We start from the raw sequence: 14,569 nt of genomic DNA, 5'->3' as shown, positions 1-14,569 counted from the left end.
CTATGAACTATCTAAAATTTACCCAATACGCTTACCTAATCGCGGCCGGTTTATTTGCTTTTGAAGCTTTTACCCAATACCAAGCCGGAGACACCAACAAAGCCATCATCATGGGTGTTTTTACCTTTGTAGGCATTTTTATGTTTTTCTTCCGCAGAAACTACGCTAAAAAATTTGCTGAGCGCAACAAAAAACCATAGCCCATGGAGGTCGGAATCATCATAAGCTGCTTGATCCTGTCCGCCTTTTTTTCCGGTATGGAAATCGCTTTTGTTTCCGCCAACAAAATTTACCTGGAAATCGAGAAAAAGCAAGACGACTTCATTTCGAAAATCCTTACCAAGCTCACTGAAAAACCTTCTAAATTTATAGCTGCCATGCTGATAGGCAATAACATTGCCTTAGTAGTTTACGGGTTTTTTACAGGCGATTTATTGATGATTTGGTTTAAAAACTTAGGTCTGAACCTTACGGATTTGTCCAATTTATTATTACAAACATTACTCTCAACAGTGATTGTTTTGATGACCTCAGAATTCTTGCCGAAAGTTTTCTTTCAAATTTACGCCAACAGTTTTTTAAAGTTTTTTGCCGTTCCGGCTTATTTTTTCTATTGGTTGTTTTACTACATTTCCTCTTTTATCATTTGGATTTCCGACCACTTGCTTAGGCTCTTTTTCAAAACAGACGGCGACCAAATTACGCTCTCATTCAGCAAAGTGGAATTGGGGAATTACATCTCGGAACAAATGAATGCAGTTCAAGATCCTGAAACAGTTGATTCGGAAATTCAAATTTTTCAAAATGCCTTGGAATTTTCCGGCGTGAAAACCCGAGACATTATGACGCCTCGCACCGAATTAGTAGCGGTAGACTTGTACAGTTCGGTAGCCGATTTACGTCAGCTGTTTATAGAAACCGGTTATTCTAAAATTCTGGTTTATCTGAATACTTTGGACGACATTGTAGGCTATGTTCATTCTTTCGAACTATTCAAAAAACCAAGAACCATCAAATCAATAATGATTCCGGTTGAGTTTGTGCCTGAAACCATCTTTATCAAAGATGTCATGAACTTACTCACTAAAAAACGAAAAAGTGTGGCCGTTGTTTTAGACGAATACGGTGGAACCTCAGGAATCATCACTATAGAAGATATTGTGGAAGAACTTTTTGGAGAGATTGAAGACGAGCACGATTCCGATGAAGCATTAACCGAAGAACAATTTAACCAAAATACTTATCTTTTCTCTACCAGACTTGATGTTGCCTATCTGAACGAAACTTACAAATTGAATATCCCCGAAAGCGATTCATATGGCACACTGGGTGGATTTATCGTAGATTTCTCTAAAGAAATACCACAAAAAGGAGAACAAATCACCATTGAAAATTTCCAATTTACCATCGAGGAAGCCACAAACAAGAAAATCGAATTGGTAAAATTGACAGTATTGGATTGATTTCTGTAAAAAAAATAAAAAATAGATGAAATTATAACTTGGTGATTGTTATTATTTCATAGATAATTGTATTTTCGCAAACTGAAATAAAATAAACAAGAATAAAAATGGCAGTTTTATCAAAAATTAGAAATCGCTCAGGATTACTTTTATTGGCAATTGGATTTGCGCTATTCGCATTTATTATAGGTGAAGCTATTCAAAGCGGCGGATTTAACAGACAACCAAGAGAAGTTGGTAGCGTTAATGGAAAGGATATTGCTTATGAAGAATTCAGACTCAAAGTAGCTGAACTTGAGAAAAATAATCAAGGCGGTCAACCTATGAGCGCTATTCAAGCTTCTAACCAAATTTGGAATCAAGAAGTAAGTATTGCTTTAATTGCTGCAGAATTTGAAAAATTAGGTTTACGTGTGGGTAAAAAACACATTGTAGAAGTTTTCAAAGCAGATCCTAATATCGGTCAAAACCCTGCTTTCTTAAATGCAGCCGGTAAGTTTGACGAGAAAAAATTCGAAGACTACTTCAAAGCCAATCCGGAAGGAATGACGGCTTTCAAAGAAAGAGAGAAAAACGCAGAATTGAACGCCAAATACCAAATTTACAACTCATTGGTTAAAGGTGCTTTGTTTACTACTGATGCTGAAGGCAAATTCAAATATGAAGCTGAAAACAACAAAGTTTCTTTCGACTTTGTTACCGTTCCTTACTCTTCTATTAAAGACAGTGATGTGAAAATTACTGATGAGGAGATTGTAGCTTATATGAAAACCAAAGAGAAAAAATTCAAAGCGGAAGAATCTCGCGAAATTGAATATGTTTTGGTAGAAGACAAACCGTCTGCTGCTGACGAAGCAGAAATCAAAAACAAAATCAACAGTTTGTTATCAACTCGTGTTGAATACAGAGATGGTAAAAACGATACTATTCCCGGTTTCAAATCGGCTACCAATAATGCTGAGTTTGTAAACATGAACTCTGACATTCCTTTTGATTCTACTTATATCGCAAAACAAGATTTACCGGCAGAACACGCTGAAAAGTTATTTGCTTTAGCTACCGGAGACGTTTACGGACCATACCAATTCAGCAACTATTACTGCATTTCAAAAGCCTTAGGCAGAAAAGCAGGTGCTAAAGCCAAAGCCAGCCACATCTTAATCAGCTGGGAAGGTACTCAAGTGCCTAACAAAAAAGAAAAGAGAACTAAAGAGCAAGCTAAAGCAAAAGCTGAAGGTTTGTTAGCACAAGCACAAGCTAATCCGTCTATGTTTATGATGTTGGCTATGACCAATTCTGATGATTCATCAGCTCAACAAGGTGGTGACTTAGGGTTTTTCTCTCCGGGCCAAATGGTAAAACCGTTTAACGATTTTGTTTTCAATAATCCTATCGGAAAAATTGGTTTAGTAGAAACAGAATTCGGTTACCACGTTATTAATGTAACAGATAAACAAGATGCTATTCGTTTAGCGACTATCGCTCAAAAAATCGAACCGTCTGAAGCTACTACTGATAAAATATATACTCAAGCTACTAAGTTTGAAATGGAAGCCGCCACTAAAGATTTCGCTGCTTTGGCTAAAGAAATGAAATTAACGGTTAGCCCTTCTGTAAGAGTAAAAGCTATCGACGAAAGTTTTGGTCCCATCAGCAACCAAAGACAGATTGTAAAATGGGCATTTGATAAAGAAACTGACCTTAACAGTGTAAAACGTTTTGAAATTGTAAATGTGGGTCACATCATAGTAAAGTTGAAAAAAATCAATGAGAAAGGCTTAATGGCTGTTGAAGATGCTCGTCCTCAAGTAGAATACTTGTTGAAAAACAAGAAAAAAGCGGAAATGATTAAAGCCAAAATGAACGGAAGCTCATTAAGCGCTATTGCAGCCTCTAACAAAGTGACCGTTTTAAATGCAACTGATTTGACAATTGAAAGTCCGTCAGTACCGGGTGCAGGATTTGAGCCTAAAGTTGTTGGAACTGCCTTTGCTACTAAAGCCGGTCAAGTTTCTAAACCAATCGATGGCAATTCTGGAGTTTATGTAATAATGACAAAAACTGTTACTAAAGCACCGGTTATCAAAGATTACAAAGAATATGTGGCCAAACTAAAACCACAAGTGCAAGGCAATGCCGGACGATTCATGCAAGCGTTGAAAAACGATGCTGACATCGTGGACAACAGAGCTACTTTCTATTAATAGAAGTAAATAACTGAAATAAAAAAAACCTGTCTATTAAGACAGGTTTTTTTATAGTATCATTTCACGATAAGGAATGACGACCTCAAATCCTTTTGCTTTAAAATAATCGGTTGGATTTTCCTTGGATATGGCCAGAACAAAATCGCCACCCCAAGCACCTAAACTTTTAACCACACCTTCAAAATCGTGAAAAAGGGTTTCTTTTACGGTACTCAATTCTAAGATATTGCTGAGTTCAATTTCGTGTTGGGCCAAAGCCAAAGCAAAAGTTTTAGGATGTTCAGCGGCAATAACGGATTGTGTAATGGAATTGATTACCGGAATCGCCTTTTGAATGTTTCCTAAATTATTGTAGTAAGATGCAATAGCACTTTTACTGTTTTGTTTTTGGTTGAGATAAACGAAGAAAATCTTATCGGTAAATTCGGGATTAAAATTCACTATTTCCACGGTTGGTTTATCGTTGACCAATTGGTAAATAATACCCGTGTTGTTTTGCGCACAAGCAATGTCGTAACCACTGCCGCCAAAACTTCTTCGCAGCAATTCAAAAGCATCAATTTGCAACCATTGCGCTATATTATTAATCAAGGTAGATGAAGTGCCTAAACCCCAAGATTTGGGAAAAGTAAGCTCGGTAGTAATATTATACCCTTTTGATTCATTTATAAAATTCGCATTCATCAAATAGGCTTCGTGCAAAATCTCAATTAAAGTATTTTTTACCCCTTTCTCATCTTCAAAACACTCTTTGTTTACAATCGATTCAAAAGACAGCGTGTCTTGAAACCAAATGCTTTTATCGTGGTCAAAACTGGTCCATTGCAGGTTGCCGTGCGTAGTTTCTTCCACCACTAAATTCTGACCGTATTGGGTTGGTAAAGCAAAGGCCTTAGCGCCATCGAGCACCAAATACTCTCCGGTTATAAGCAGTTTGCCGTTGCTGTAAAAAGTATGCTTCATGTCTTCCTAAATTATTGAAGCCATTATTTTCGTAAACGCTCAATCAATTCCACCACTGACGCGTGAGTAACCGTACTGTTTTGGAAATGTGCCGCAATGGCTTTTCGTTCCTCTGCTGTGGCCTGGTATTGGTTTAAAATATTATTGAGGTGCATTTTCATGTGGCCTTCCTGAATTCCGGTAGTGGTTAACGAACGTAAAGCCGCAAAATTTTGGGCCAATCCGGTCACTGCTACTATCTGCATCAATTCTTGTGCAGAGGGTTTGCCTAAAATTTCCAAAGCCATTTTCACCAACGGATGCAAGGAAGTCAAACCGCCAACAGTTCCTAAAGCCAACGGTACTTCCATCCAAAAAGTGAAGATACCATTTTCTATTTTGGCATGAGACAAACTCGAATACTGACCGTTTCTCGAGGCATAAGCATGCACTCCGGCTTCTACAGCACGGAAATCATTACCGGTAGCAAGTATCACAGCATCTATACCATTCATGATCCCTTTGTTATGCGTTACAGCACGGAAAGGTTCTATTTCGGCTATGCGAACGGCTTGTACAAATTTCTCGGCAAACTCTTGCGGGTTTTCGATTTTCTTTTCGGCTAAGTCTTCTACTTTACAAGAAACTTCGGCTCTAACAATACAATTCGGCACATAATTCGACAAGATGCTCATGACTACCGTAATGTCTTTCTCTGTCTCCGAAAAACCGTCGTACTGTTGCGCTTCTTCTTTTAAAGTCTTCGCCAATTGCTCCAAACACGAATTGATGAAATTCGCGCCCATACTGTCTTTGGTTTCGAAGGTTACATGCAATTGATAGTAATTCGTCAACTCGGCTGTCTTGTCGCGTAAAGCAAGTGATACAATACCGCCTCCGCGTTTTTGCATATTCTTCGTGATGCTCTCAGTCGAATCGAGTAAAACCGGTTTAACTGCATTGAAAAAAGCTTGTAGTTTCTCGTTATCCCCTTGGAATAAAAAGTGCACCTGACCTATTTTCTCAGTATTTAGTACTGTAGCCTTAAAACCGCCGCGAGTACTCCAAAATTTAGCCGATTTGGCTGCTGCCGCTACCACGGAACTTTCTTCAATCACCATAGGGACCGAATGATATTTGCCGTTGATTAAAAAGTTGGGCGCAATGCCCATAGGCAAATAGAAATTGGTAATGGTGTTTTCTATGAACTCATCGTGCAATTGTTGGAGCTTTTCATCATTGTTCCAATATTGTTTGAGGGTATAAGTGGCTTCGGATGGATTACTGAAATATTCATTGGCCAACCATTGAATTTTTTCTTCTTTGGACAATTTAGAAAAACCGGCAACTGCATTATTCATAGCAAAATAGTAATAGATTAACGGACTACAAAGATAGGATATAGCCGTTGATTTTTAGCGGAAAAAAAAGCTGAAATTATTGCGCTTTGGCAGGTTCAGAAATGGGTTGCGGCACTTCGCCTTCGTATTCTGTTTCTTGCAAATCCTCGGTTTGTTTACCTAATCTGACTTTTGGGTTTTCTTGGGTTCCGGTAACTTTAATCGGAATACCGATAATCCCGAAAGGTGGCAATCCTAAACGCATTTTGATGTTTAACTTACCATCAAAACTGGTCTGTCCTTCAATTCTGGGACGAAAACCGGCCACTTTAAACTTAAAGCGTTCGATGTTGATGATATTATTCTTAATAGTGGTTTTGATGTCAACTTGTGACAAATCGGGATTTTTGATGGCTTCTCTGCCGGTTTTCTTACTAACTGCACCAAAGAGTTTAAAGCCTTTCATTTTGACTTTCTTAACCGACAAAACGCCGCCACCGGTTAAGGAAGGATAAATCGGTGCCATATTCGCATCGAGTATACCGGCCACTTTATAGTCGAGCGATATAATACCTTCCGCACTTTCGGCTGCAGTAGCCATTTCCCGGAACATTTTGACTTCGTTGTAGGCGCGTTTAACATCAAATTCTTTGGCCAATACTTTAAAATCGAAAAAGGCTTTTTCAGGAGATTGACTGCCGTACACCAAATCCATTTTGACATTGGCCCCAACCAAATCAAAACCGGATTGTTTGAGTGTAAGTTGACCTTTGTTGATGTTGAGATTTCCGGTTAAATTTTCAATCGCTAAACCATCGAAATTGATTTTGTTAGCAGTGGCGTTGAACTGCAAATCGAAGTTAGGCGGAATGACCACTACTCCATTTTCCAGCTTGGTTTCTGTTGGAGCACTTAATGGCGGATACACAACTGTAACTTCTTGTTTAGCCATAAACTCATCTACATTGATAAAATTTGAATGCAATTGAAAGTTGCCTTTGAGCACAGCTTTGTTGGTCAGCACAAAGTCGATTACATTTTGAAGGTAACCGTTCATTTTAAAATCGGACTGACCGTAAGCAGCAAGAAAATCGTTAAAATTCATCTTATCTTGATGAAATTTGAACGTTCCTTCTTTGATGACAAATGGTTTTGGCAAGTATTCCGAGGTAGTTTTGATGTTTTTCAGCACCAAAGTACCTTGGTTTTGCAATTTGTTGTAGCGACCGTTCACAGCATCGTCTTGCGAACCTTTGAAAGCGACATCTGCCTTAACAAAACCTTTCACATCTAAGCCTTTTTGGGAGAAAACTTGGTAGATTCTACCCAAATCCAACTCGCCTTTGGCTTTGATATCGTAACGGATATTATTGAAATTTTGCAACTTGGCGTTCACAAAAATAGGCTTACCTTCAAACACAAATGATGCAGGTGTAATGTTGATTTTCAAATCGTCTAAAGAACCTTTCCGATCTAAAATGGACGCTATCAAATTGATATTTTGTATCGGATTAGGATAATAATCGGTTTTCACGTAACCATTTTTGAAATTGATTTTACCATCGGTGACCGGAATTTTGCCGTTCTTTTGGTCGTATACGCCTTTCGACTTTATATCGGTATTCAAAACGCCACGCAAATCCATATTTTGCAATCCGAAGGCTTTGTCCATCAAGGCTAAGTCGATTTTAGCGTTGATTCGGGCATCGATAGTCGGTTTTGACAAGCCTTGCGTTTTGACAATCGCTTTAACGTAATCTTTATCGACATTGAAGAAAATGGAATCGATATTAACTTTCAGTTGTTCTGTATCTAAGGCCGGCAATTGGGTATCGAAATTCAGAAATATATTCGACACCGGAAACGGCGCATCTTTGTATTCAATATGGCCATCGCGAATTTTCATATTGAACACTACATCGGGTTTTTGATTTTTGGAGGCGATGTATTTTCCTTTCAAGGTAAACAACAAATCGGTACTGCCTTTAACTTTGGTTTTTTCAAGCCAAGTAATGTAAGCCGGCGGCAAAGCTGTGAAGAAATCGTTGAGCTTACTGTCTTCAGATTTGATGTTGAAATCCATATCGTAACCATTGCTCAGAAAATCAAATTTACCACTGAACTCCACCGGAAGTTTATTGATTTTCAAGTTGTTTTGCTGAAAAACAAATGCCAAGGAATTGGTGTTGATTTTAGTAATCAAATCGGCTTTAACACTTTTGTTATTGAGGTATTGTTGGCCATCATAAGTAAAATCGAAATCGGCTATTTCAGCTTCGGTATAAATATCAAAAATGGCTTGGTCTAAGTCGCCGTTGCCAATATAATTAAAGCCTTTGGCATCGATTACAATTTTAGTTGATTGATCGTTGTAAACCAAATGGCTGTTTTCGATGGCAATTTTGTCTAATCGCAAGGAAGTATTACCGGTGGTATCTTTTGAAGTCGTTTTTTCTTCAGAAATATAAACGTTATAATTGGCTTCGCCCTTGGCATTGACTTTAACATTGATGAAAGCGTTGGAGACAAAAACCTTGTCGATTACTACACTTTTATCAAAAATCAAAGCACTGATATCAATTCCAAAAGCCATTTCATTAGCCGAAACTAGGGTTTCCTTTTGATAGGGAGCTGAACCTTTCAGAGAAAAATCGGTTAAGGTTAAAGTAAGCGACGGGAAGTGATTGAAAAAAGACAGATTGGCTTCTTTGAAATTGAGTTCGCCGTTTAGTTTTTTATTGGCAAAAGCTTTAACCTCTTCGGCAATCTTACCAGGAAAGAGGATTGGAATCAAAAACATCAAAAGCAGTATGGAACCGAAAGTGATTCCGCTTATCTTTAAAATCTTGATAATTATCGACTTTGAAGGGTTTTTCATAGACCAAAAATACAATTCCGTCAAGAGAGAAAAAAATTTAGACAGTATTATTTTATAAAAACAAAAGCCGCATTAAAAAATGCAGCTCTTGCCAAATAATTATATAACTAATCTAACCTTATTGTTTGATCAACTTCATTGTTGATGAATTATTATTGCCGTCGAAAGCTTTCACCAGATAAACGCCACTGTTTAATTCATTGATATCAAATTGATAATCTTCAGAAGTAATATTTTCGAAGGATTTTACTCTTTGTCCTGTGATGGAGTACACTTCAACCTTGTACACTTGCCCTTTAATACTAAAGGTGCCTGTGGTTGGGTTTGGATACAAACTAACATTGGCTAAGGCATTATAATCATTGTTTCCTAATGTACTGGCCGGTTGGTTTCCATACACTCTGAAAGTTCCCGGAGCTAATGTAATGGTAGCCGTTGTGCTGGTTACGGTAATTGGCGTATTGTCCATCAAGTTATACCATGTGCCAGTGTAAGGGAAACTAGGATTGATATTTTGACTGGCAACAGACATGTTGGCTAAAACCACCACATTTTTCAAAGAAGTTGATGGCAAAGCATTATCATAAATATAGATTCTTTGTCTGATATTATTAGCATCCGGACTGATAGCATAATCGCCTTCAAAAACCGGTTCGTTAATTTTAAGCTGGATTAATCGTTTCCAATCGTTGTACACTTGTTGTCTGTTGGGAGAAGTCATTGTCAACCAATTGTTAGTCCATTGCGGCTGTGGTTTAGTGTCTAACTTACAATCGCCCGGTGTCGTATCTGATTCGGTATTTACTGTTCCGTTGTTACAAGTATAAATAGAATTATTCATTCCCAAAGCACCAAAATGCCAAATCATTTTTGGCCCCGGTACTAAGATAGATAAGGCTCCGATAGCAGACATTCTTGGCACAGCATTGTTTAAGTTATTTAATGGTGGTGCTGTTCCTCCTCCGTTTCCAAAGGTAACTGCTTCATAAATCAATCTGTCTTTATCGTGACTTTCAGGGTAACCCAACAATCTTTTGGCAGAGAAACCACGACTAACATGTCCCATTCTGGTGATATCAGCATTGGTTGAATAACCTAAAGCCAATTGTTTGTAAGCTTCATGCAATTCGCCCCACATCATTACCCCTTTGCTTGGTGTTTCACTTATGCGGTAATTGGCCCATTGTTGCTCTTCGCTATCTGCTCCCAAATGCTCAAAAATCACATAATGATTTGGATCAAGCGACCAAGAGTAATCTGCATATTCTTTTAGGATGGCTACCCTATCATTTTGATAGGAATTGGTACATGTATCATCTCCACCGGAACAAGCTTGGGTAAATCCTTTGGTCAAATCCCAACGGAAGCCATCAATTTTAAACTCTTGAATCCATTGTTTTACGACTCTTTTGGTGTAGTATTTGGTTCTGGCTTGTGAGTGATTAAAATCGGACCCGACACTATAACTATGTTTGGCAAACTCATTAAAGTAAGGATTATCGGCCGCAGGATCACCCCAACCGTCACCATCAGGATCTTTCATCCACATTCTTACCATTGGGTTTCTTCCGAAAGCGTGGTTAAGGGCAACGTCTAAAATAACCGCAATACCGTTTTGATGGCATAAATCGATGAATTCTTTGAACTTATCGGCTGTACCGTAAAATTTATCCAAGGCCATATGAAACGAGGTATTGTAGCCCCAACTTTCATTACCCTCGAATTCCATAACAGGCATCAACTGAATAGCATTAATATTTAAATTTTTGAAATAATCAATTTTGTCAATCAAGTCTTGGAAATTTCTGTCGGCGTCAAAATCACGAATTAATACTTCGTAAACTATTAAATCTTCTTTTTTCGGTTTTACAAAGTTGGTTGTAGCTGAGCTCCAATTATATGGTGTTTGACCGGTTTTCAATACGGTTACTTCTCTTTCTTGTCCGGCAGGATAAGCGGGCAAGTTAGGATAACTGGCTGCCGGAATATAAGGATCGTCAAATGGAGACAATACAAGAGTTGAATATGGATCAGCCGTTTTTACAACAGCCGGAGAGTTGGTGGTTGGTGTGGCATCCACAACCCAATATTGGTATGTATAATTTTGTCCGGGAGTTAGTCCGGTTAATTCTAACCAAAACTTTCCGGTTCCGGGATCTTTCTTCATTAAATAATTCGTGCCCGGTTGCCAGTTGTTAAAGCTACCCGCTACGTATACGAAATCTTTGCCCGGTGCATCTAAAACCAATGTTGCTTTGGTAGCATCAGTAGCGTTGTAGTTGATTCCATCCTCTAAGCCGCTTGCCATGGCCTGATTAGCAGTTCCGGCATTTACAATCACTCCAAAGGTTTTGCTAAAGAAAGTACTCCCTTGGGTAATTTGCAGCTCATAAGCTTTGTTAACCGTAATATTGGTATCAGTATAACTATAGCTTGTTCCGGAAGCAGTATTGATACTTACTCCATTCGCCAACAAATTATAATTAGCTGAACCATTAGTGTTGGAAGCTGAGATGGTCAAATTTTGACCGCTGTTGATAATGGTATTACTGTATTCGGACGGACTTAACAATGCGGCTTGAAAAGCTCCTACATCCAAAGTCAAATCAGTCGTTTGTGCATTACCTGCTGCATTTCTAAAAACTACATTAATTTTAGTTACTGAGCCTGAAGCTACTCCGTAGTATGCTAAAATTGTTGGAGTCAAATCCAACTTATAAATATTCCCTGAGACTAAGGTAAGTGCTGGCTGCGTGGTATTATTACCCCATGAGCCTTTAACATTTTGCCAAGGTGTTCCGTTTAAGGTTACTCCTGTATGGGCATAAATTGTTCCGGTATAGGTTGCCAAACCGGTTCCTGTTTTATCAAAAAGAATGGTGGCCGAAGCCGTTGCGTCGGGATTGGATCCGCCTTGCCAAGAAACTTGACCCAAAGCGATATTAACAAATAACCCGGCTAAAACAAATAAAATAACTTTTTTCATAGCTTAAAATTTAAAAAAAGGGTCTCCTCAAAAGGAAACCCTTTTTTAGTTATTCATTAGACTTATTGAAGTGTAACAGAATAAGCATATTTTCTTGGATTGCTCAAGTCAAGAACTACATTGTAAGTTCCTCCGGCATCAACAGATAAGTTTGGACCATCATAATTCATTGAATCATCACCATCTGGATCTCCTCCCAAGTTAATAGTCCAAGCATTGTTAGCTCTGAATTTAAACTCACCTGCAGTCATGGTTACTACTCCTTCCCATTTTTTTGTTGAAGGGTTGTAAGTTAATGCCGTACTGTTATCCCAGCCTCCTGGAGTAGCTGCTCCAACAATACCCCATGTAGTTGGTTCAACTGTGTACAACAAAGTAGTAGTGTTAGCTCTTACTCTGTAGTATCCTGCAGTGGCCGTAATATCAGATTCTCCTGATTCAACTAAAACTCCTGAGAAAGAACCGTCATCACCCCAATCAGTATTACCCCAGTTGAAGTTTCCGGCTGGATCCGGAGCCACAAATTTGAACCCACCATCTAACCAAATGTATCCTTCATAATCCGTTTGTCCAAAAGCAGAAGAAGCAATTCTTGGAGCTGTTGGAGGATTCCAACCTTGATGATTTCCTGGCACAGCTAATTTAGGCAACTCTGAAGAATAAGGTGTAACCAAATAAGTGATAACAGTAGAGAATTTCTCTTGACTAGCAGGAGAACCTACAGCAGATTTTACTCTGATTTCTAAACCTCCTTGAGAGAAAGGGGTCAAACCTGCAGCTAAAGCAGCACCGTTTAAAGCATCAGAAGTAACAGTTACATAAGTATTATTTGTGCTTACTAAATCCACAGGAGTATCAAAGTTATCACCTGATTTATCCACTTGTACAGTATAAGTAATTTGAGTTGGAGTACCGTAATCCATATCCTCCCATGTCATAGACAAACCAGGGTTGGTTGGGGTTTCCGGGCTTAATACAACTGCATCACCTGATACCGGCGAAAGAATTCTGAATTCAGCTGCATTGTCTAAAAATTTTAAATCTTGTTCATCTGTACAAGAAGCAAAACCGCTAATAAGCGCCACAGCTAAAATGTTTCTAAATATATTTTTCATTTCTTTTGTAATTTATAGTTTATAATGTTATTAATAACCAGGGTTTTGAGTTAGATTAGGATTAGCCGCCAAAGAAGCTGTTGGGATTGGGAATAAAGCAAGGTTGGCTGAAATAGCAATACCATTTGAGCCATTTCCTTTCCAAGCCCAATTATAGCTACCTCCGGTATATTTCCCGAAGCGAATTAAATCTTGTCTTCTGTGACCTTCCCAGTGTAATTCTCTTGATCTTTCATCTAATAAGAAATCTAAGGTAAGTTCATTAGCTGAGATATTAGCTGCCGTACTACCGCTGTTTGCTCTTTCTCTTAAAGCATTAACATAAGTTACTGCTTGAGAAATGGAAGCGCCTGCAGCACCTCTAACAGCGCATTCAGCATACATCAAATAAACATCTGCCAAACGGAATAATGGGAAGTCTGTATCTACAAAAGTTGAGTTGATTCCGGCTACACCTGTAGAAGTTCTGTTCGAAAATTTAGCCAAGATATATCCTTGATCACGATTCGCAACATCAGATATATCGATATTTCTAACGCCTGAAATAATTGTGTTTCTGTCGTCATTAGCAAAATCAGATCCGTCAAATTTTTGAACAAATTGTTTTCTCAAACGCAAAGCGCCACCCCAACCTCCTGAACCAACGCCAAGAGCAGTACCGTTTTGCTCTATAGAGCCAACTTGACCGTTAATCATAACCGTAGTTGGTCCGTAGTTTTGAGTTGCAACACCATCTGATTGCAAAGAGAAAATCATTTCAGAAGACAAATGGTTATCGGCTGTGAAGTTGTTCAAATAGTTTGGATTCAAAGTATACCCTCCGGCAATTACTTGGTTACATTGTGTTACACAGTCTGCCAAACGATCTTGACCGATATATACCTGTGCATTCAAATAAATTTTAGCTAAAATCATTCTGGCTACCGCTTGATCCACTCTACCATACTCATTGGTGCGTGGCGCTTTCAAATTCGGAATTACTGAATTCAACTCGCTTTCAATGTAGGCAAATAACTGTGATCTATCGTATTGAGGACCGGCAACTCCTAATGCTGAATTTTCATCATTGAAAGCAGCTTTCCCGAATAAATCCATCAAGTGATAATAAGCTAAAGCACGTAAAACTCTAACTTCATTTCTGAAATCATTAATTTCGTCAATTTCAGATTGACTAGTAACACCGCGAGAAGCTAATTTTTCAGGAGTGGTTTGTCTTAAAAACTCATTCACCAAAGCCACTTGGAACATTCCTCTACCATACATTCCACGGAAAATAGGATTAGAAGCTGTCCAAATATTTCTTTGAATCTCTCTGGTTCCCGGGTCATTTTCGTAACTCCAAAGCACCTCGTCTGTGGACAAGTTCTCTAAGTACCATAAACATCTACCATACTGGCTCGTTCCTGCATCAATTCCTTGAATATTCGAAGAACCTGCACCAGTTGTACCGGTTAAAGATAAATTTCCGTAAACACCGGCCAATCCTTGACGGTAAGCATCCGGCTGTTCAAAAAACTCATCTGATAAAAATACTAAAGGGTCATCACTTTTAATATCTAAATCATCTGTACATGAACTCATTGTTAATGTCAAAGCACCAACAACAAGGAATAGGTTAAACTTAATTTTTTTCATAGT

The 14,569-nt window shown here is 38.5% G+C and carries 9 protein-coding genes; 3 read left to right on the top strand and 6 right to left on the bottom strand.

The window, feature by feature from the left end; translation table 11 throughout:
- Positions 1-2 precede the first annotated feature (2 nt).
- The 3 genes from ACJG85_RS04750 (at position 3) to ACJG85_RS04740 (ending at position 3,667) form a co-directional block, all read left to right on the top strand.
- Entirely contained in the window at positions 3-200 is a 198-nt protein-coding gene (locus ACJG85_RS04750; protein ID WP_409678914.1) for a hypothetical protein, read from the top strand.
- A 3-nt stretch (positions 201-203) separates the two neighbouring features.
- Positions 204-1,463, top strand: coding sequence for a hemolysin family protein (locus ACJG85_RS04745; protein WP_412477046.1), 1,260 nt, complete (start codon positions 204-206; stop codon positions 1,461-1,463).
- A 107-nt stretch (positions 1,464-1,570) separates the two neighbouring features.
- The gene (locus ACJG85_RS04740; protein ID WP_412465021.1) at positions 1,571-3,667 is read left to right on the top strand and encodes a peptidylprolyl isomerase; all 2,097 of its coding nucleotides are present in this window, start codon (positions 1,571-1,573) and stop codon (positions 3,665-3,667) included.
- Between the two features lie 51 nt (positions 3,668-3,718).
- Here the strand turns inward: ACJG85_RS04740 and ACJG85_RS04735 are convergent, their stop codons facing one another.
- The 6 genes from ACJG85_RS04735 to ACJG85_RS04710 form a co-directional block, all read right to left on the bottom strand.
- Positions 3,719-4,633: a GYDIA family GHMP kinase gene (locus ACJG85_RS04735; protein WP_412477045.1), complete on the bottom strand. Its 915-nt coding sequence runs from the start codon at positions 4,631-4,633 to the stop codon at positions 3,719-3,721.
- 23 nt (positions 4,634-4,656) lie between these two features.
- Positions 4,657-5,973, bottom strand: coding sequence for a hydroxymethylglutaryl-CoA reductase, degradative (locus ACJG85_RS04730; RefSeq protein WP_412477044.1), 1,317 nt, complete (start codon positions 5,971-5,973; stop codon positions 4,657-4,659).
- Positions 5,974-6,049: 76 nt separating this feature from the next.
- Entirely contained in the window at positions 6,050-8,830 is a 2,781-nt protein-coding gene (locus ACJG85_RS04725; RefSeq protein WP_412477043.1) for an AsmA family protein, read from the bottom strand.
- Positions 8,831-8,948: 118 nt separating this feature from the next.
- Positions 8,949-11,816 carry an alpha-amylase family glycosyl hydrolase gene (locus tag ACJG85_RS04720; protein ID WP_412477042.1) on the bottom strand — a complete coding sequence of 956 codons (2,868 nt, stop codon included), beginning with the start codon at positions 11,814-11,816 and terminating at the stop codon, positions 8,949-8,951.
- 62 nt (positions 11,817-11,878) lie between these two features.
- Positions 11,879-12,931 (bottom strand): SusE domain-containing protein, encoded by a 1,053-nt coding sequence (locus ACJG85_RS04715; RefSeq protein ID WP_412477041.1) that lies wholly within the window; start codon positions 12,929-12,931, stop codon positions 11,879-11,881.
- A 30-nt stretch (positions 12,932-12,961) separates the two neighbouring features.
- Positions 12,962-14,566, bottom strand: a complete 1,605-nt coding sequence (locus ACJG85_RS04710) for a RagB/SusD family nutrient uptake outer membrane protein (protein ID WP_412477040.1) — start codon at positions 14,564-14,566, stop codon at positions 12,962-12,964.
- Between the last annotated feature and the right edge of the window lie 3 nt (positions 14,567-14,569).

The sequence above is a fragment of the Flavobacterium mekongense genome (assembly GCF_047038255.1).
In the GTDB taxonomy this organism is placed as follows: Bacteria; Bacteroidota; Bacteroidia; order Flavobacteriales; family Flavobacteriaceae; genus Flavobacterium; species Flavobacterium mekongense.
Note: the sequence above shows the minus strand (reverse complement) of the source record. Positions and strands in the feature narration are given on the sequence as shown.

Bases quoted from the DNA above. Each gene is read 5' to 3' on its own strand.
- ACJG85_RS04750 (WP_409678914.1), top strand. From the start codon at position 3: ATGAACTATCTAAAATTTACCCAATACGCTTACCTAATCGCGGCCGGT.
- ACJG85_RS04745 (WP_412477046.1), top strand. From the start codon at position 204: ATGGAGGTCGGAATCATCATAAGCTGCTTGATCCTGTCCGCCTTTTTT.
- ACJG85_RS04740 (WP_412465021.1), top strand. From the start codon at position 1,571: ATGGCAGTTTTATCAAAAATTAGAAATCGCTCAGGATTACTTTTATTG.
- ACJG85_RS04735 (WP_412477045.1), bottom strand. From the start codon at position 4,633: ATGAAGCATACTTTTTACAGCAACGGCAAACTGCTTATAACCGGAGAG.
- ACJG85_RS04730 (WP_412477044.1), bottom strand. From the start codon at position 5,973: ATGAATAATGCAGTTGCCGGTTTTTCTAAATTGTCCAAAGAAGAAAAA.
- ACJG85_RS04725 (WP_412477043.1), bottom strand. From the start codon at position 8,830: ATGAAAAACCCTTCAAAGTCGATAATTATCAAGATTTTAAAGATAAGC.
- ACJG85_RS04720 (WP_412477042.1), bottom strand. From the start codon at position 11,816: ATGAAAAAAGTTATTTTATTTGTTTTAGCCGGGTTATTTGTTAATATC.
- ACJG85_RS04715 (WP_412477041.1), bottom strand. From the start codon at position 12,931: ATGAAAAATATATTTAGAAACATTTTAGCTGTGGCGCTTATTAGCGGT.
- ACJG85_RS04710 (WP_412477040.1), bottom strand. From the start codon at position 14,566: ATGAAAAAAATTAAGTTTAACCTATTCCTTGTTGTTGGTGCTTTGACA.